Here is an 18,185-nt window from a genome sequence, read left to right on the forward strand (position 1 = left end):
TACGCAGGCACTGCCCTGCCCCGTGACTAGCCGCGAAGGCGCTGTGCGAGCGTAAGCATCGCCTGGCTGGCGACCACGTCGCCCGCACTGCCGCCGCCCGCCATCACGGCACGCTCGGCCTCGCGTACCAGCACCATCGCCCGCGCGAGCGCCGCAGGCGACCATTGGCGCAACGCCGCGCTGGTGGCCGCCTCTTCCTTGAAGAACACGCGGTGCCGCTTCATCACGCTGCCGACGTCATCGCCTCCCGCAACCTCGGCCTTCATTTCGGCGAGCGTGGCCAGCCGGCGGGCAAGCGCACGAAGCCAGGGGATTGACGATATGCCGGCCTCGTCAAGCTGACGGAGCGCCTCGCCAAGCTCCGCCGGTCGCCCGGCGACGAGCGCCGCGACCACGTCGCCCATGTCGGCATCGCCGAGGTCAGCACCCACGGCATCGAGCGCGTCCTGCTCGCAGGCGGCGGGACGATCGGGAGCGGCGTCGAGGTACAGGGCGAGTTTCTCGATCTCGCGCGCGATCACCGCCCGGTCACCTCCCCCCGCGGCTGCGAGGCGGCGCGCGACGCCCGCGCCGAGCCGTAACCCGACCTCACGCGCGAGGTCATTGGCGATCGACTCCATCTGATCGGCGCCGGGGACGTAGCAGGCGAGTGCCAGAGCAGCGGGTGAGTCGAGCGCGAGCTTGCTGAGCTTCGAACTGGCCTTCAGCGCGGGGGCGATCATCACCACGGGGTTGGCGACGCGATCGGCCTCCAGCAGCGCCGTAGCGGCCGCCAGGCTCTCCTCGCCAGCGGCGCTGACCCGAATATGACGCGGCGTGCCGAACAGCGACAGCGAGGCGGCTTCGTCGACCAGTCGCGCCGGGTCGCTGCGCAGCGTGGCGCCGTCGAGGTCGATCCGCTCGGCATCCGGGCCGAGCGCGCGGGGAAGCCGGTTGGCGAGCGCGATCGCCCCCGCCTCGTCCGGGCCGAACAGGAGATAGAGCCGGATGTCGGCAGGCGGGCGATCCAGGGCCGCCTTGAGGCGGGCTTCGGTCGCCTTCATTGCTTGGCGGCGTTCTGCCCCACGGACACCGAAATCCGCGTGATGATCTGATCCGCGACCACATCGGCCAAGCGTTCAAGCGCCGTGGCCTCCGCGGCAATCGTGGCATAGTCCGAACCGACGACGTCAATGCCTGCGTCTGAGGCGGCCGTCGCATCGAGCACCACGCCGTCGTTGCCGACCTCCACCAGCTGGTAGCGCGCACGCAGCGTGCGCCGCTCCCGCGCGACCGAATCGTCGCGGCGGATGGCGAGGCCGGTGATCTGGTCGTCGAGCGCGATCTGCAGCCGGTAGCGCGGGCTGGCTGATGCCGGCACGACGCTCATCCGTTCACGCAGCGCATTGGCCAGCAGCCAGCCGGCGCGCCCCTCCATCGGCACGATCTCGATCTCGCCCAGGACCTGTGCGGCCGGGCTGGCGCTGCCGCCGGAGTAGAGCGGCTTGAGGCCGCATCCGCCCAGCATCATGAGCGCCGCAGCGAGGGGCAGCAGCCGCTTCATGCGACGATGTTCACCAGGCGATCGGGCACCACGATCACCTTGCGCGGCGGCTTGCCCTCGAGCAAGCGGGCCACCTTTTCGGAGGCGAGCGCCTGAGCCTCAGCCTCCTCGCGGGCCATGCCCTTGGGGAGCAGGATCGTATCGCGCAGCTTGCCGTTGACCTGAACCGCCACGGTCACCTCGTCATCCACCAGCAGCGCGGGATCGACCACCGGCCAAGCGACGTCGGCGATCAGCCCCTCGCCGCCCTGCGCCGCCCACGCCTCTTCGGCCAAATGCGGCACCATCGGCGAAACGATGCGCAGCAGCGTTGCAACCGCGGCAGTGCGATCCTGCGACGGCTGCGCCTTCTCGATTGCGTTGGCGAGGGTGTAGATGAGCGCCACGGCCTTGTTGAACTGAAGGCCCTCGATGGCGTCCGCAACGCCCTTTACCGTGCGATGCGCGGTTTTGCGCAGGCCGATGTCCTCGCCACCCTCAGCGGCGCTCCCAGCGCCCTCTGAGGCGACCAGACGCCACAGTCGCTGGATGAAGCGCCACGCGCCCTCGATGCCGTTCTCGCTCCACTCCAGATCGCGCTCGGGCGGCGAATCCGACAGCATGAACCAGCGCACCGCGTCGGCGCCATATTGATCGACGATCGGTTCGGGATCGACGGTGTTCTTCTTCGACTTGGACATCTTCTCGACGCGGCCCACCGTGACCGGCTGCCCCGTCGATACTTCGATCCCGTCCTCGATCTCGCCCGGCGACAGCCAGCGACCGTCGGAAGACTTGTAGGTCTCGTGCGTCACCATGCCCTGGGTGAACAGGCCGGCGAATGGCTCAGCGAGATCAATCATTCCGACATGCTGTAAGGCGCGCGTCCAGAAACGCGCATAGAGCAGGTGGAGGATCGCATGTTCCACCCCGCCGATATACTGGCCGACCGGCAGCCACTGCTCGGCTACCGCCTTGTCGAACGGCTTGTCGTCGGGCTGGCTGGCGAAGCGGATGAAATACCAGGACGAATCCGCGAACGTGTCGAGCGTGTCGGTCTCGCGCACAGCATCCTTGCCGCACGAGGGGCAGGCCACATGCTTCCACGTGGGATGGCGATCAAGTGGGTTGCCGGGAATCGCGAAGCTGACATCCTCGGGCAGCTTCACCGGCAGCTGATCGAGCGGCACCGGCACGGCGCCGCAGTCGGCGCAATGGATGATCGGGATCGGCGTGCCCCAGTAACGCTGGCGGCTGATGCCCCAGTCGCGCAGGCGGTAGACCGTGGTCCCCTCGCCCCAGCCGCCAGCCTCGGCGCGGACGATCACCTCACGCTTCGCATCCTCGATGTCCATGCCGTCGAGGAAGTGCGAATTCACCAGCGTACCCGGGCCGGTATAGGCCTCCGCCTCGTGGAACTCGGGCGAGTCCTTCGTTCCTTCGGAGACGACGCGGCGGATCGGCAGCTTGTACTTGGTAGCGAATTCGAAATCGCGCTGGTCGTGCGCGGGAACGCCGAACACCGCGCCGACGCCGTAATCCATCAGCACGAAGTTCGCGATGTAGACCGGCAGCTGAATCGTCGGATCGAAAGGATGCGCGGCCTTGTAGCCGGTGTCGAAGCCCTTCTTCTCCTGCGTTTCCAGCTCCGCCGCGGTGGTGCCGCCGCGGCGACATTCCTCGATGAACGCCTGCGCGGCGGGATCGCCAGCCGCCACCGACTGCGCCAGTGGGTGATCCGCCGCGACCGCGACGAAGCTTGCGCCGAAGATCGTGTCCGGGCGGGTGGTATAGACCTCAACGACGCCCTCGCCCGTGCCGGCGGCATCGGTCAGCGCGAAGCGGAAGGTGAGCCCCTGGCTCTTGCCGATCCAGTTTTCCTGCATCAGCCGGACCTTGTCGGGCCAGTCCTTCAGGTCGGCGAGGCCGGAGAGCAGATCCTCGGCGAAATCAGTAATCTTCAGGAACCACTGGTTCAGCTTGCGCTTCTCAACCAGCGCGCCCGAGCGCCAGCCGCGCCCGTCGATCACCTGCTCATTGGCGAGCACGGTCATGTCGACCGGATCCCAGTTCACCGCGCTTTCACGGCGATAGACCAGCCCCGCCTCAAGGAAGCGGAGGAAGATCGCCTGTTCGTGGCCGTAATATTCGGGATCGCAGGTGGCGAATTCGCGCGTCCAGTCGAGCGCGAAGCCCAGCCGCTTCAACTGCGCCTTCATGGTGGCGATATTGTCACGCGTCCAGCCGCCCGGATGCACGCCCTTTTCCATGGCGGCATTTTCCGCCGGCATGCCGAAGGCGTCCCATCCCATCGGGTGGAGCACTTCCATGCCGTTCATGCGGCGGAAGCGGGCGAGAACGTCGCCCATCGTGTAATTGCGCACATGGCCCATGTGGATGCGCCCCGACGGATAGGGGAACATCTCAAGAACATAGCTCTTGGGCTTCGGCGAGGAATCGTTGGCGGCAAAAGTGCGACGCTCATCCCACACCCGCTGCCAACGGGCGTCGGCGGAAAGCGCGTTGAAACGCTGGCTCATGATGGCTGGATCAGTTCAGCGAGGACGCACGCCGCAAGTCGCGCGCCCGGGTCAGGATGATGTCTTCCAGTTTCTGCGTGGTGGCCGCGGTGACGGGTGCCGCCACCCACTCTCCACCCTGGTTGACCTCCTTCAGCGCCGCGACGCGCACTGCATCGGCGCGCAGATCCTGGTCGAGGATCGTGACCGTCACCTTCATCCGCTCATTGGGCGTCTGCGGGTTCACATACCAGTCGGTGACGATGACGCCGCCGTTGGAGTCGGTCTGCAGCAGCGGCATGAAGCTGAGCGTGTCGAGCGAGGCGCGCCACAGATAGCTGTTCACGCCGATCGTGGTGACACGGCTGGCAGCAAGATCGGTGGAAACCTTCTGCCGGCCACCGCCACAGCCCACGACGGCAAGGGCAGCGCAAACGACCAGCGCGGAACGCAACGGGCGGAACATGGGCATCGTCCTGATGGAAAACTGGTGACATCGACCTCTACAGAGGCGACCCATTGCCCGCAAGTTCACGGAACCGACGCATCGCCGGGTCCATTCGTCCCGCATAGTGTGGAAAGCGTGCAACACTCGCCCCAAAAGCAACAAGCCAGCATGGCGGCGTGCGAACGAATCGTGTTAGTTGCGTTGCAAGGGTCGGAGGGATTCGTGATCGCTGTTCGTGCGCTAATTGGTGGGTCTGTCGTGGCGCTTGTCGCCTCGGCGCTCGTCGTTGCGCCGGCGATGGGTGCGTCCGAGCTTGATCGCACCACGACCAAGCGTCCGTCGGCGACCCGTTCGGTGGGTGGCTTTACGCCTGCCGCGGCCGATCCGCGCCTTGCCGCGGCCTTTGCGCGCAGCGGCCTTGCCGATGGCCAGTTCCGGTTCACCCCGTCCGAGAATCGTCAGGGCAACCGCCCGGTGACCGTGGCGGTGCGTGCCCGCTCGACGCAGGTTGCCGATGCCGCGCGGACCACCGCGGCCGCGCCGACCGTCGGCCTGGTGCCGGTCGCCTACAACCTTGGCGTATCGGTGGGCTGGAAGCGGTTCGCCGTGACGGGAGACGTGGCGAAGATCGATCTGGCCGGACAGCCGGGCAGCCGCGAGGCGGCCGATCTGTCAGTCAGCTATTCGATGCCGCGCTTCACCGGCCGGGTGAAGGCAGCGGCGGATCGTCCGCTGCCGGGCACCGCGACGCAGATGGTCGAGGAAGCGCCGAGCTACTCGCTGGATGTGGGCGGCTCCTATTCGCTGACCCGCAACATCGATCTGACCGCCGGCGTGCGTTACAAGTCGGAACGTGAGCGGCTCGCCCGCTTCAACGACGATCGCCGCGACAGCCAAGCCGTCTACCTGGGCACCGCCTTCCGCTTCTGACGATCGCGCGGCGTGGGTTACGTCGTGATGACTCGCTGATCAGTCCAGCCAGGCGTCGATCGCCGCCCAGCCATCGAAATTAGCGCTTTGTCGGAAACGGCGCGCGTCCATGCCGCCAAGCGCGATCCGCCGCATCGGCAAGGCGCGGGCGAGCGCTGCCGCACGCGCCATCCCCAACCCCCGCGCGCCCGGGTGGGAGCGCGTGGCGAAGACCGGCGATACGAAGGCGATTGCAGCGCCAGCGCGGCGCGCGGCGCGTGCTTCGTGCCGATTATGGACCGGCCAGGTGACGAACGCCCCGGACGTGCCGCGATGCACCCCCATCTCGCCCGGCAATGCCACCTCGCCGGCGCGCACCAGTACAAGCCCGCGCGACCGCGCCAGCCGCAGCAGGCGGGCGAACAGCCGCCGCCGCTGCGCCAGCGGGGTGCGATGATGGCGAAAGACGATCCCTGCCCCGCGCGGCAGGCGTTGGACGGCGTGCCACAGCCGCTTCCCCATCCGCTCGTCCGTCATCAACCAGATGCTGGGAATCGGCCGGGTGGTCGGGACAGGCTGGCGGCGCGGCATCCGCCTGCCTATAGCGCGGGCGATGCACGCCGACGACCGTCTCGCCGCGATCACCACCCGCATCGCGCACGCCGCCAAGCTCGCCCGCCGCAGGGCGAGCGATGTGACGCTGATCGCCGTTTCCAAGACGCATGGGGCCGAGGCCATCGTGCCACTGCTGGAGGCCGGCCAGCGCCATTTCGGTGAGAACAGGGTGCAGGAGGCGGCCGCCAAATGGCCGGCGCTGCGCGAGCAATTTCCCGACGTCACGCTGCACCTGATCGGCCAGCTGCAATCGAACAAGGCGGCCGATGCCGTGGCGCTGGCCGACGTGATCCACGCCGTCGATCGGCCCTCACTGGTCGGCGCGCTGGGCCGCGCGATGGATGCGCAGGATCGTCGTCTGCCCTGCTTCGTTCAGGTGAATATTGGCGAGGAGCCGCAAAAGGGCGGGTGCGCGATCGACGACCTGCCCGCGCTGCTTGCCGAGGCGCGGCAGGCGGACCTGCCGGTCGCCGGGTTGATGTGCATTCCCCCGGTCGGGGTCGATGCCGCGCCTTATTTTGCGCTCTTGGCGAAGCTGGCGCGTGAGGAAGGACTAACGGGCCTCAGCATGGGGATGTCGGATGATTTCGAGACAGCGGTGATGATCGGCGCCACACATGTGCGCATCGGGTCGGCACTGTTCGGCGCCCGCACCCAGCCGGAGGCGGCCGCATGATCGATTTTGACGCGCTGCTTTTCGATTTCGATGGCGTGCTGATCGAGAGCGAGTTTCTCGGCAACAAGCATATCGCCGATTTTCTGTCCGCAAACGGCCATCCGATCACGCCGGAGGAATCGATGGCCCGCTTCATGGGGCTGGCCGGCCAGGACTTCCTCAACCGTGTGGAGGATTTCATCGGCGGCCCGCTGCCCGCCAATTGGAACGAGGCGCGCCTCGCCGAGAATGAGCGCGTCCTCCTGGAAGGCGTCGAAGAGGTCGTGGGGGCGGTTGCCTTTGTTCGATCGCTGCCGGCCGACCTGCCCAAAGCGATCGTCTCTTCCAGCTCGACACGGTGGATCAGCACGCACCTGCGCCACCTGGGGCTGGAAGACGTGTTCGGCGATCATCTATATTCCGGGGGAGAGCATGTCGCCCGCGGCAAGCCGGCGCCTGACCTGTATTTGCATGGCGCGGCGCAGCTGGGCGTGCCGATCGAACGCTGCGTGATCCTGGAGGATTCGCCCGTCGGGGCCACCGGCGCGGTTGCCAGCGGTGCACATGTGATCGGCCTGTGCGCCGGCAGTCATTGCGCGCTTGGGCATGACGAGCGGCTGCGCAAGATTGGCGTCCACACGATCGCGCACGATTTCGAGGGCGTCCGCCGCGCGCTCGGCCTGCCGGCGAGCGCGTAACCCCGCCAGCACCGCGGCGCGCCTACCCCATATCGGTCAGAGCTGGTGGCCGGTCCGGTCGCGCTTGGTGGCGAGATAATGCTCGTTGTGCGGGTTGGTCGGCAGGAAATGCGGCACCCGCTCCACCACATTGATGCCATGCGCCTCCAGCCCCTGCACCTTGCCGGGGTTGTTGGTCAGCAGCCGGATGTCGCGCTGGCCGAGCAGGTCGAGCATCCGCGCCGCAACGCCGAAATCCCGCGCGTCGATCGCAAAACCAAGACGGGTATTGGCGTCGACCGTGTCGAAGCCCTGATCCTGCAGCGCATAGGCGCGCAGCTTGTTGACGAGGCCGATTCCCCGCCCCTCCTGCCGCAGGTACAAGAGGATGCCCCAGCCGGCCTGAGCGATCGCCTTCAACGCGGCGTCGAGCTGTGGCCCGCAATCGCATTTCAGGCTGCCCAGCGCGTCGCCCGTCAGGCATTCGCTGTGCAGCCGCACCAGCGGCGGCTGACCGTTGGGCGCGCCGATCAGCAGCGCGACGTGTTCGCCCGGCCCCTCCGGGGTGCGGAAGGCGACGATCTCGGCATCTTCGGCATGGGCGACCGGCAGGCGGGCGCGCGCGGCGATGCTGAGGCGTATCGCGTCCTCGTGCGCATCGATATCTGCTGCGGTCAGCGTGACCTCGGCCGGGCCATCCGGGCGGACGAAGAAGGCCGGCAGCATCCCCGCGACCCGCGCGAGCCGCAGCGCCGCGCGTGCGTCGTCGGGGGAGACCACCTCGATTGCACGGAACGGCCCTTTCAGCGGCGTCGCGAGATCAAGCTGCGGATCGGCCAGCGCAGTGCCGCCGGCAAAATCAATCCATGGCGCACGATCGACCAGCACCGGCGCGTCGGGCACGGCAGCCTCGCGCTGATTGGCGAGCTTCAGCGTCTCCGCACGGCCAGCGGAGAGCAGCACGGGCGCCTCAGCCGTGGGATCGAAGGCCTCCAGCCGCAGCGGATCGGCAGTTTCGATCGGCAGAAGCGCAAGCGCACCGATACGGATCGGCCACCCGCGTCGGAGGGCGTCAATCGCCCGCGCCGCCGCCTTGGGATCGGGCTGGCGCGCGCCGGTCAAAAGTCGAACTCCGTCATGATCGGTACGTGATCGGAAGGCTTGAGCCAGCTGCGGCACGCCTCGAACACCTGATGCGATCGTGCCGCCTCAGCCACGTCGCTGGTCGCCCACATGTGATCGAGGCGCCGGCCGCGATCATTCTTGGTCCAGTCGGGCGAGCGATAGCTCCACCAGGTATGGAGCCGCGCCGGGGCGGGGTAGAAATGCCGGCCAAGATCGACCCAGCTGTTGGATTGCTGCAGCCGGCCGAGCGCCTCGACCTCCACCGGGGTATGGCTGACCACCTTGAGCAATGCCTTGTGGCTCCACACGTCGGACGGCAGCGGCGCGATGTTGAAATCGCCGGTCAGGATAGTTGGGCAGTTGAGCGAGGCGGACCATTCGGTCATGCGCTGCACGAAATCGAGCTTCTGGCCGAACTTCGGGTTCACCTCCCGGTCGGGTACGTCGCCGCCGGCCGGCACATAGACATTTTCCAGCCGTACCCCGTTAGGCAAGCGAACGCCGATATGCCGGGCCTCGCGATTGGCCTGCCAATCGAAACGATCGTCTTCGGCCAGCGGCACGCGGCTGATGATCGCGACGCCGTGATGCATCCGCTGCCCGTGGATCAGGACATGATCATAGCCCAGCGCGCGGAAGCTGGCGGCGGGGAAATCCGCATCGATGACCTTGGTTTCCTGAAGGCACAGGATGTCTGGCGCCGCCTCCCGAAGGAATTGCTCGACAATGTCGAGACGGAAGCGAACCGAATTGATGTTCCAGCTGACGATCTTCACGCCAGTGGCTGTAGCGGGAGGCTGCGCCGCTCACAACCGATCGGCCGATACCCCGTAGCGCGCCGCGAGAGTAGAACCCGCGGAAAAGGAAAGGCCCTCGCTCCGGGGGCATGGAGCGAGGGCCGACCTGGCGTTCGTCACGCAGGGGGAGTGTGGAACATTGTCCGGGCAACAGGGGGAAAATCCCGGATCGCCCCACATCCGCACCTCATGTTCTAGAATCACATACCTGTCGCCTAGATGAACGGAATCTATCTAAATCAATCAGCTGCGCGGGCTGGTCCTCCGTGGATCGTTCCAGCGGAACGTTCCATCGCTCACCGGCACGTTGAAGCGCTGATTATCGAGCCGGATGGTCGTGCGATTACCCTGGCTGTCGAGCGTCACCCAGCCCTGCAGCATGAGCCCACCCGGGGCTGACGCGTCGCGCGCGAAGACCATGGTGATACGACCATATTCAGGGTGTTTGGGGTCATAGCCCTCCACCGACAGCACGCGGGGGTCCGCGCCCGGGATCACCTTGGCATAACGGCTGATATCGCGATCCGGGTTGATCAGCACGCCGAGCGGCGAATTGGTGATCGGCCAGCGCTGCACCTGACGCACCGAATAGTCGATGAAGGTCAGCGCCTTACCGTCGCCGACGACCAGGATCGGTACGCTCTTTTCATATTGGAAGCGGATCTTGCCCGGCTTCTTGAGCGACAGCGTGCCGGTCACCGTCTTGCCGGCGCGGTCGGTCTGCGTGAAATTCGCCGTCATCGTGTTGACCGCGCGCAGATGGTTCTGGACCTGCGCCAGATCACCCGATTGCGCGGCTGCGGGCGCAGCGATGACGACCGCAACAGCAAATGGCACCACAAATTTCACCATGACTCTCCCGTTGGTCACTGCGCGGCGTATCGGCCGGAGGGGTTGAACGCGTGGTGAACCCCCTCCGGTTCCCGTCAGCCGAAGCGATCGCGGCTCAGAACAGGGTGATGATGCCGACCGTCTCGCCCGTGCCGACCCAGCCTTCGTAGATCATCTTGAACGCAACGAAGACGATCACGGCGAGGCCGATATAGGCGATCCAGCGATAGCGGCCGATGATGCGGGCGATGAAATTCGCGGCCAACCCCATCAGCGCGACCGACAGGATCAGGCCAACGACGAGGATGCCGGGATGCTCGCGCGCGGCACCCGCGACGGCGAGAACGTTGTCGAGGCTCATCGACACGTCGGCAATGGCAACCGCCCAGGCGGCCGACGCGAACGACCGCGCGGGCGCGAGGCCCGACCGCTCGTCGCCCTCGATCTCTTCCGAGCCTGCGTTGATGTGCGAATCGGCCCGTAATTCACGCCAGAATTTCCAGCTGACCCACAAGAGCAGCAGGCCGCCGGCAAAGATCAGGCCGACGATCCCCATCAGCCATGTCACCACCAGCGCAAAGGCGATGCGCAGCACGAGGGCGGCGATAATGCCGATCAGGATGACCTTCTTGCGCTGTTCGGCGGGCAGGCCCGCGGCGAGCGCCCCGACGACGACCGCATTGTCGCCGGCCAGCACCAGATCGATCATCAGCACCTGACCGAAGGCGGCCAGCGCCGCAGGCTCGGAGAGGTTCGAAAAATCGGCAAGGATATGCTGCCAGATGTCACCCAGCGAGCCGGGCCCCTGTATGGCAGCAGCCGCTTGAGCAAGAAGAGTGAGGATCAACGCAAAGGCTCCGGCATGGCTGGTGGTGGAACGGTCCTGAACCGCCCCGGTTGCGCCACGTCGTTATCCCAGCGCAACAGCGTCCGCCAGCGTCGGCTGATATCCGCCGATCAGGAGGCACTCCGCCCGCCTCGAACGAACAAAGCCGCGCTTGGCGTCAGTCACGCCCGGTCAGCGCGCGCTCCGGATCGAGCAGGCTGAGGCGAGCGCCCTCTCCTGCGGCGGCCGCGTCGTGCCAGCGCCACAACACGAGGTTACGGCCACCGCGATGCTGCGCCGAGGGAACCAGCGCGCCTTGCGCCCCTGCGGCGATCAGCTTGCTCGCGAGCGCCCAGCTTGGCGGCGTCTTGCGGTCGATCATGTGGATCTGCCGCCACAAGGCAAGGGTGATGGCCGGATCTGCGTCACCGAGGTCAGCGATTGAATCCGCCGCGACGTCAAAGGCGACGAGCGTTCCGGGGCACACCAGATCCTGGTGCATCTCCTGAATCGCGGTGTTGTAATCCGCCGACAGATACAGCGCCGGCGTGCCGACCGGATTCCAGCGGCCACCGGTCAGGTGCGATCCACTGTCATAGGGGCGCCGCTGCCACCGGACCCCCAGCATGCGCCAGAAGCGTCCGGTGAGCGGGAGAAGCGGCTGGTGCGGCACGGGAGCGTCCGATCGCCCGGGCGAGATCAGGCGTAGCTACCCTGATCCATGCTTTCGAGCGTCCACATGACCGCATCGGCACGGCCGGCCTCCACCAGTTCCTCCGCCGTCTTGCCGAAGCCGGCGATCGGCTGATGCTTGAACCAGATGATCGCCCGCCCCTCGTCGCCCGCCAGTTCCGCGGCGCGCGCGATGATGCGGGCAATCTCGCCCAGCTTCGTCTGCACGGCGGGGCTGTCGGGACGGGCCGCCATGGTGTTGCGGTTCAGATGTGCCAGCTTCGCCAGACGCGACATCGGCAGGCGCAGCCGCTCCGCCATGCGGCGGGGGGCAATCAGGTCCTGGTCGCGGATGTCGTCGAGGAAAGCGGCAAGCATGAGTGCACTCCTTGCCTCATATATGCATCACTATGTGCCTCGGTTCAATGAACCCGGAGATTTCGGGCGGGCGCCGGTCAGGCGTCCACCGCGCCGATGCGCCAGCCATCCCATGTCTGCAGCAGCGCCTGACCATCATCATAAGCGGCGCCCGCCGCCTCACGCGCGGCGCGGCTCGTGCGACTATGCTCGATCATCGACAGCCAGCGTGCGCGCACCGTCGGCACGCGGTCAGGAAGCAGATAGCGGTGCCACAGCCGGGCCACGCGCCGTTCCCGCCACAGCCGCTCCAGCACCGGGCCCACGAGTTCCACGCGCAGCATCGGCGCACGACGACGCAGTTCACTGACGAGATACGGCGGATAGACCTCCGACCGCTCGGCCAGGATCCCAAGGATGGCGAGTTCGACGAGCTGGTCGTCCATCGCGGCGTCTCCGCCGAATGACGTGACGGATCCGGTCATCGGGTCAGCGCGATCAGCTGCGCGAGGCCGTTGACCCCGGTCTTGGCCATCACGGCAGCGCGATGATCCTCGATCGTCTTGGGCGACAGGCCGAGCTGGTCGGCGATCACCTTGTTGGGGTGGCCCAGCACCAGCAGGTCGAACACCTGACGCTCACGCGCGGTCAGCTGTGCGGTCCGCGCGTGCGTCTCGCGGCGCTGGCGGCTCCACGCCACCCCCTCGGCCACGGCCGCGACCAGGCGATCCTCGTCGATCGGCTTTTCCAGATAATCGAGCCCGCCATAGCGGCGCACGGAATCAACGGCGTTGGCGGTGGTCGGCCAGGCGGTCATGAAGACGATCGACGTCGCCGGATCAATCGCGCGCACGCGATCGGCAAAGGCAAAGCCGTCGAGATCACCCATCATCACGTCGGTCACGATGCATTGGGCAGGTGCCGCGGCATAGAGGCCCAGCAGCGCGGCGGGATCGACAAACGCCTGCGCAGCAAAACCGTGCCGACCGAGCAGGCGCGCCACGCTGGCGCCGAGATCAGCGTCATCATCGACGACATAGACCGGCGTTTCCTTCATTCCGGAACTCCGATCAGCGGCAAGGTGATGGTCGCGCGCACCATCGCATCGCTGCCCGTCTCGCGGGTCAGCGTGCCGCCATGTGCCTCGAGGATCGCACGGGCGACCAGCGTGCCGACCCCCATGCCGGGCTGCGGCGGCAGGTCAGCGCGATGCCGGTTGGCGACGGTGATGATGGCCACCGCGCCCTCCTTGCGCGCGGACAGCACCACCTCCCCGCCCCGGCCGCAGGCCTGGGCGGCGTTGCGGACCAAATTGACCAGCGCCTGGGCAAGCTCGACCTCCTGCCCCTCGATCAGGATGTCCGCGTCCAGCGGCTCAATGGTGATCCTCGCGCCCAGGGCGGTAACCTCCGGGCCGGCGAGCGGCAGGACGCTGTCGAATAGCGCGGTGAGCGGCAGCGGGGTTGGTTGATCGACGACACGGCCGCCGTAGCGGCGCAGGCGGCGCACCAGATCGGACAATTGCGTCGCCTTGGCATGAATTAGCGCCGCGGTTTTCTCGACCTCCGGGGAGGCGCCCTGTGCGGATTCATGCAGATGCCGCGCCTCGATCGACAGCGTCGACAGCGGCTGCGAGATTTCGTGAATCACCGCGACCGACATGGCGCGCAGCGTCTTCAGGCGCTCGGCCTGGAAGAGCAGCCGATCACGCCTGGCGAGATCCTCGCGCGCCTGGATCTGCGCGTCGGCGAAGCTGCCGGCGAGATATCCCGCGACCGCGATCGTTGCGAGGCCGAGGTGGAGTTGCAACCGATCGCCGGTGTCCATCGCGCCGGCCGAGAGCGGCAGGACGATCGCCGCCACGCACAGCAGCGCCGCCCAGGCCGCCACACGCCCGAACCGCAGGCCAACCCAGGCAATCGCCACCAGCGCCGGCGCCGGCTGCAGACCAAGGCCGATCCACGCGAGACCGCCGGCCACGCCCAGCCCTGCCAGCAACACCCCGAAGGCCTCGACCAACAGAGCAGGCGACGGTCGTCGCACCGGACGCGCGCTCGGCGCGAGCACGGCGTCGGCCACCCAGAGCAAGGCAGGCGCGACCAGCAGCACGCCAAGAAGATCACCAATGGTGAAGGCGCTGAGCGACAGCACGACGCCGCGCACGTCCGCCACCCCGGTCAGCTCAGGCCGCAACAGCGCCTGCGGCAGGGCGGCAAGGGCGGCCGCGAACGGCGCAGCCACGCTCGCCAGCGCAAACGGCATCGGCGGCGCAAAAAAGGCGTCATCCGCCTTTGCCCCGCGGGTCAGCCACTGGACGGCATAGATCGCCAAGCCATAGGCCAGCGCCGGGCGGATGACGCTCAGCACCACCAAGGCCCCGTCCTCGCCGCGAAGAACGACCGCGCCCGTCGCGAGATTGGCTGCAAGCTCGACCGCCGCGACCGGCAGGGTGAAACGCACCCCTGCCCGCCAGAGCAACGCGAAGCGCAGGCCGGCGGCAGGGAACCATAGCGAATAATAGCCATCGCCACCCCAGCGAACCGCGATGGCATGGGCCAGGAGGAACCCGGCCGCGTAGAGGGCGAGAAGCAGCGCATCGGTGCGCAGGCGCGACGCGGTGGGATGCAGGCCTGCCAGCACCGGGGCGCGCCTGTCACCCGGCGCGAAGGAGAGCAAGCGGCTTGCCATTGCCCTTGCCTTGCGCCGGCAGCGAGCGGTTCGCCACCCGGAAAATTCCCGGAGATGAGCGTCTTACCGGGTTTTTCCCGGATGGTGTCCGACGCGCATCAGCGCTGAATGGCGCGGCATGCTCGCTTCATGCGGTGGAGGCGCGTCGCCAACAGGGGGACGGCGCGTATCCGCGGGCGCGGTGCCGAGGGGGAGCGGCACCGCGCCACACCGACATGTTCGGTCGGAGGCTGGCGCACGGCACCTGTAATCTCGCAACCAGGACGGGCGGCCGACAGGCGCCTGCCGCCCCGCCCTGACGGAACCCTTACTGGTTCATACTCGCGAAGAAATCCTCGTTGGTCTTGGAATCCTTCATCTTGCCTAGCAGGAACTCCATCGCATCGACGGTGCCCATCTGCATGAGGATGCGGCGCAGTACCCACATCTTGCTGAGCTTGTCCTTCTCGACCAGCAGCTCTTCCTTGCGGGTGCCGCTCTTCGATACATCGATCGCCGGGAAGATGCGCTTGTCCGAAACCTTGCGGTCGAGCACGATTTCGGCGTTGCCGGTGCCCTTGAACTCTTCGAAGATCACCTCGTCCATGCGGCTGCCGGTGTCGATCAGCGAGGTCGAGATGATGGTGAGGCTGCCGCCTTCCTCGATGTTGCGTGCGGCGCCGAAGAAGCGCTTTGGACGCTGCAGGGCATTCGCGTCGACACCGCCGGTCAGCACCTTGCCCGACGACGGCACAACCGTGTTGTAGGCGCGGCCGAGGCGGGTGATGTTGTCGAGCAGGATCACCACGTCCTTCTTGTGCTCGACCAGGCGCTTGGCCTTTTCGATCACCATTTCGGCCACCGCGACGTGGCGCGTCGCCGGCTCGTCGAAGGTCGAGGACACGACCTCGCCGTTCACCGTGCGCTGCATGTCGGTGACTTCTTCCGGGCGCTCGTCGATCAGCAGCACGATCAGGAACACTTCGGGATGGTTGAGCGAAATCGCGCGGGCGATGTTCTGCATCATCACCGTCTTGCCGACGCGCGGCGGGGCGACGATGAGGCAGCGCTGACCCTTGCCGATCGGCGAGACAAGATCGAGCACGCGGCCGGTCTTGTCCTTCAGCGTCGGATCCTCGATCTCCATCTTCAGCCGCTCTTCGGGATAGAGCGGAGTGAGATTGTCGAAGTTCACGCGGTGACGCACCGCGTCGGGATCATCGAAATTGACGCGAACCAGCTTGGTCAGCGCGAAATAGCGTTCGCCGTCCTTGGGCCCGCGGATCTCGCCCTCGACCGTGTCGCCGGTGCGCAGGCCATGCTTGCGGACCTGGTTAGGCGAGACGTAGATGTCGTCGGGACCGGCGAGATAGTTCGCCTCTGGCGAGCGCAGGAAGCCGAAGCCGTCGGGGAGCACCTCGATCGTGCCCTCGCCCATGATCTGCTCGCCTTCCTCGGCCTGGACCTTGAGGATCGCGAACATCAGGTCCTGCTTGCGCAGGGTGGAGGCGCCCTCGACGCCAAGCTCCTCGGCCAGCTGGACCAGCTCTGCCGGGGCTTTCTTCTTGAGATCTTTGAGATGCATGTTTGAGTCCGATGTGAATCGGTTGGGGAGAAAGCCCGGTCGGCGGAAAAGACGTTCGCGCGGCAACGAGACTGCAAGGAGGCAGCGGGCCGAAAGGCCACACCGTAAGCCGCGACGTAGGAGCGCGTCAGGGCATAGTCAAGCGCGTCCTGCGGCCTCCATCACACCGCGCCCGGCCTGTATCCGGGCGACCAACGGCCTGATTCCGGCCGCTGCCGGCCAAATGTCACGCCAACGGGATCAGAACGGCTTCACCACCGCCAGAATCACGATGATGATGACGGCGAGCGCAGGCACCTCGTTCATCATCCGCAGCCGGCGGCCGGGCCAGGGCGCCTTGCCCACGGCAAGCTTCTTGGCATAGCCGACCATGACCGCCTGATAGCCGGTCAGCAGATAGACGACGAACAGCTTGGCATGGAGCCAGGCGAGGCCCTGGATCGTCACCAGGAGGCCGATGTTGATCGCCAGCGCGAGGCCGATGACCCAGACGGCGATCATCGCGGGCGTCAGGATGATGCGGCGCAGGCGGCCTTCGCGCAGCTTCCAGCGGTCCTCCTCAGCGGGGTCGCCGAGGCCATCCTGATGATGGACCAGATAGCGCGGCAGGATGAACAGCCCCGCCATCCAGAAGATGACGAAGATGACGTGCGCGGCCTTCACCCAAAGGTAGTATTCGCCGAGAAATCCTACACCCATCAGCCGTGCGCTCCCGACCCGCCTGCCTCTGATCCGCGTACCCTGGCGATCACCTGCTCGACATGCGCGATCGGCGTGTGCTGATCGATGCCGTGGCCGAGGTTGAAGATATGCGGACGGCGGGGGAAGGCCGCAAGGATGCGGTCGACCGCTGAATCGAGCGCTGCGCCCCCGGCGATGAGCGCGAGCGGATCGAGATTGCCCTGCACCGGCAGCATCTCGGGCAGGTTGGCGTCGGCCCAGGCCGGATCGACGGTTTCATCGAGCCCCAACGCATCGACGCCCGTCTCGCGGGCATAGGCCGGCAACTTGCCCCCTGCCCCCTTCGGAAAGCCGATGATCGGCGTGTCGGGATGGCGCGCCTTAAGCGCCGAGACGATCGCGGCATTGGGCGCGATGACCCAGCGTTCGAACTGTGCGGGCGAGAGCGTGCCGGCCCAGCTGTCGAACAGCTGCACCGCCTCCACCCCGGCGTCGATCTGCGCCGCGAGATAGTCGACCGTGCTGGCGATGATCGCATCGATGATCGCGCCGAACGTGGTGGGATCGCGATAGGCCATGCTGCGCGTTTCGGCCTGGTCGCGGCTGCCCTGCCCGGCGACCATGTAGGTCGCGACCGTCCAGGGCGAGCCAGCAAAGCCGAGGAAGGTGGTTTCGGCCGGCAGCGCGGCGGCGACACGGCGCACGGTGGCGTACACCGGGTCGAGCCGTTCGGGAACCGGTTGCAGCGAAGCGAGCGCGTGATCGACCAGCCGCGGGGTGAGGCGCGGCCCCTCCCCCGGCCCGAAGGTCAGGTCCTGGCCCAGCGCCCAGGGCACCATCAGGATGTCGGAGAAGAGGATCGCGCCGTCGAAACCGAAGCGGCGGATCGGTTGCAGAGTCACCTCGGCGGCTGCCTCCGGATCGGTGGCGAGCGCGAGGAATCCGCCCTTTTCGGCCCGGAGCGCGCGATATTCGGGCAAATAGCGGCCCGCCTGGCGCATGAGCCACATCGGTGGCCGCGCGCGGCGCTGCCCTTTCAGGACATCCAACAGCGGTTTGGAATCGGTTTGGGCGTCCATGCTTCTACTCAAAAGTAAGATTCACAGGGTTGTGAGATGATGTTGGCGCGTTGGTGCCGGGGCTTATGCGTTCGTCCCCTGATTGCCAACAGGTTGACCCACGCAGAGTCGCGGACTCCCGGGGATTCGATTCAGCTGTCCCCATTATCCACAGCCTGTGGGGGAAACCATCCGGCGTGGACGGGATTGTGGATAAATGATCGGTTTTCCACGATCGGGT

Annotated in this window: 20 protein-coding genes; 3 read left to right on the forward strand and 17 right to left on the reverse strand. The window is 66.9% G+C overall.

The features are described 5' to 3' along the window. Positions 1 to 26: 26 nt before the first annotated feature. From holA to L8F96_RS14000, 4 genes are read right to left on the reverse strand one after another with little or no spacing between them, the layout of a single operon-like run. Positions 27 to 1,043 (reverse strand): DNA polymerase III subunit delta, encoded by a 1,017-nt coding sequence (gene holA / locus L8F96_RS13985; RefSeq protein ID WP_334656320.1) that lies wholly within the window; start codon positions 1,041 to 1,043, stop codon positions 27 to 29. Next, positions 1,040 to 1,543, reverse strand: coding sequence for an LPS assembly lipoprotein LptE (gene lptE, locus L8F96_RS13990; RefSeq protein ID WP_334656321.1), 504 nt, complete (start codon positions 1,541 to 1,543; stop codon positions 1,040 to 1,042). The genes holA and lptE overlap by 4 nt, the downstream gene beginning before the upstream one ends. Further along, entirely contained in the window at positions 1,540 to 4,062 is a 2,523-nt protein-coding gene (gene leuS, locus L8F96_RS13995; RefSeq protein WP_334656322.1) for a leucine--tRNA ligase, read from the reverse strand. The genes lptE and leuS overlap by 4 nt, the downstream gene beginning before the upstream one ends. A 10-nt stretch (positions 4,063 to 4,072) precedes the next feature. Further along, the gene (locus L8F96_RS14000) at positions 4,073 to 4,507 is read right to left on the reverse strand and encodes a DUF3576 domain-containing protein (RefSeq protein ID WP_334656323.1); all 435 of its coding nucleotides are present in this window, start codon (positions 4,505 to 4,507) and stop codon (positions 4,073 to 4,075) included. Between the two features lie 204 nt (positions 4,508 to 4,711). On the opposite strand from L8F96_RS14000, the gene L8F96_RS14005 reads away from it, so the two are divergent. Further along, the gene (locus L8F96_RS14005) at positions 4,712 to 5,419 is read left to right on the forward strand and encodes a porin (RefSeq protein WP_241212585.1); all 708 of its coding nucleotides are present in this window, start codon (positions 4,712 to 4,714) and stop codon (positions 5,417 to 5,419) included. 39 nt (positions 5,420 to 5,458) lie between these two features. Here the strand turns inward: L8F96_RS14005 and L8F96_RS14010 are convergent, their stop codons facing one another. Further along, on the reverse strand, positions 5,459 to 5,935 hold the full coding sequence (locus L8F96_RS14010) for a thiamine phosphate synthase (protein WP_136450914.1): 477 nt from the start codon (positions 5,933 to 5,935) through the stop codon (positions 5,459 to 5,461). Positions 5,936 to 6,011: 76 nt separating this feature from the next. Between L8F96_RS14010 and L8F96_RS14015 the strand changes: the two genes are divergently transcribed. Together L8F96_RS14015 and L8F96_RS14020 are read left to right on the forward strand one after the other, a co-directional pair. Next, positions 6,012 to 6,689 (forward strand): YggS family pyridoxal phosphate-dependent enzyme, encoded by a 678-nt coding sequence (locus L8F96_RS14015; protein WP_136451069.1) that lies wholly within the window; start codon positions 6,012 to 6,014, stop codon positions 6,687 to 6,689. Then, the gene (locus L8F96_RS14020; RefSeq protein ID WP_334656326.1) at positions 6,686 to 7,366 is read left to right on the forward strand and encodes an HAD family hydrolase; all 681 of its coding nucleotides are present in this window, start codon (positions 6,686 to 6,688) and stop codon (positions 7,364 to 7,366) included. Before L8F96_RS14015 ends, L8F96_RS14020 begins: the two co-directional genes overlap by 4 nt. 36 nt (positions 7,367 to 7,402) lie before the next feature. Here L8F96_RS14020 and ribA read toward each other — a convergent pair whose 3' ends face one another. The 12 genes from ribA to hemE form a co-directional block, all read right to left on the reverse strand. Beyond that, positions 7,403 to 8,467 carry a GTP cyclohydrolase II gene (gene ribA / locus L8F96_RS14025; RefSeq protein ID WP_136450912.1) on the reverse strand — a complete coding sequence of 355 codons (1,065 nt, stop codon included), beginning with the start codon at positions 8,465 to 8,467 and terminating at the stop codon, positions 7,403 to 7,405. After that, positions 8,464 to 9,246 carry an exodeoxyribonuclease III gene (locus L8F96_RS14030; RefSeq protein ID WP_046409446.1) on the reverse strand — a complete coding sequence of 261 codons (783 nt, stop codon included), beginning with the start codon at positions 9,244 to 9,246 and terminating at the stop codon, positions 8,464 to 8,466. The genes ribA and L8F96_RS14030 overlap by 4 nt, the downstream gene beginning before the upstream one ends. A 264-nt stretch (positions 9,247 to 9,510) precedes the next feature. Continuing rightward, positions 9,511 to 10,119 carry a LolA family protein gene (locus L8F96_RS14035; RefSeq protein WP_046409447.1) on the reverse strand — a complete coding sequence of 203 codons (609 nt, stop codon included), beginning with the start codon at positions 10,117 to 10,119 and terminating at the stop codon, positions 9,511 to 9,513. 94 nt (positions 10,120 to 10,213) lie between these two features. After that, positions 10,214 to 10,945 carry a TerC family protein gene (locus L8F96_RS14040; RefSeq protein ID WP_417158988.1) on the reverse strand — a complete coding sequence of 244 codons (732 nt, stop codon included), beginning with the start codon at positions 10,943 to 10,945 and terminating at the stop codon, positions 10,214 to 10,216. A 157-nt stretch (positions 10,946 to 11,102) separates the two neighbouring features. Continuing rightward, entirely contained in the window at positions 11,103 to 11,552 is a 450-nt protein-coding gene (locus tag L8F96_RS14045; RefSeq protein ID WP_334656327.1) for an RES family NAD+ phosphorylase, read from the reverse strand. A gap of 71 nt (positions 11,553 to 11,623) precedes the next feature. Then, positions 11,624 to 11,974 (reverse strand): hypothetical protein, encoded by a 351-nt coding sequence (locus L8F96_RS14050; RefSeq protein ID WP_046409449.1) that lies wholly within the window; start codon positions 11,972 to 11,974, stop codon positions 11,624 to 11,626. Positions 11,975 to 12,051: 77 nt separating this feature from the next. Next, a complete protein-coding gene (locus L8F96_RS14055) occupies positions 12,052 to 12,399 on the reverse strand; it encodes a hypothetical protein (RefSeq protein WP_125945326.1) in 348 nt (115 codons plus the stop codon). A gap of 35 nt (positions 12,400 to 12,434) precedes the next feature. Beyond that, entirely contained in the window at positions 12,435 to 13,010 is a 576-nt protein-coding gene (locus L8F96_RS14060; protein ID WP_046409452.1) for a response regulator transcription factor, read from the reverse strand. Continuing rightward, complete coding sequence (locus L8F96_RS14065) at positions 13,007 to 14,641, reverse strand: ATP-binding protein (protein ID WP_334656328.1); 1,635 nt, start codon at positions 14,639 to 14,641, stop codon at positions 13,007 to 13,009. The genes L8F96_RS14060 and L8F96_RS14065 overlap by 4 nt, the downstream gene beginning before the upstream one ends. Positions 14,642 to 14,948: 307 nt before the next feature. Further along, positions 14,949 to 16,205: a transcription termination factor Rho gene (rho, locus tag L8F96_RS14070; RefSeq protein WP_046409453.1), complete on the reverse strand. Its 1,257-nt coding sequence runs from the start codon at positions 16,203 to 16,205 to the stop codon at positions 14,949 to 14,951. Between the two features lie 240 nt (positions 16,206 to 16,445). Then, positions 16,446 to 16,904, reverse strand: a complete 459-nt coding sequence (locus L8F96_RS14075) for a CopD family protein (RefSeq protein WP_334656329.1) — start codon at positions 16,902 to 16,904, stop codon at positions 16,446 to 16,448. Continuing rightward, the gene (gene hemE, locus L8F96_RS14080) at positions 16,904 to 17,965 is read right to left on the reverse strand and encodes a uroporphyrinogen decarboxylase (RefSeq protein ID WP_046409456.1); all 1,062 of its coding nucleotides are present in this window, start codon (positions 17,963 to 17,965) and stop codon (positions 16,904 to 16,906) included. The genes L8F96_RS14075 and hemE overlap by 1 nt, the downstream gene beginning before the upstream one ends. Between the last annotated feature and the right edge of the window lie 220 nt (positions 17,966 to 18,185).

The organism is Sphingomonas panaciterrae, from assembly GCF_036890205.1.
GTDB classification, from domain to species: domain Bacteria; phylum Pseudomonadota; class Alphaproteobacteria; order Sphingomonadales; family Sphingomonadaceae; genus Sphingomonas; species Sphingomonas panaciterrae.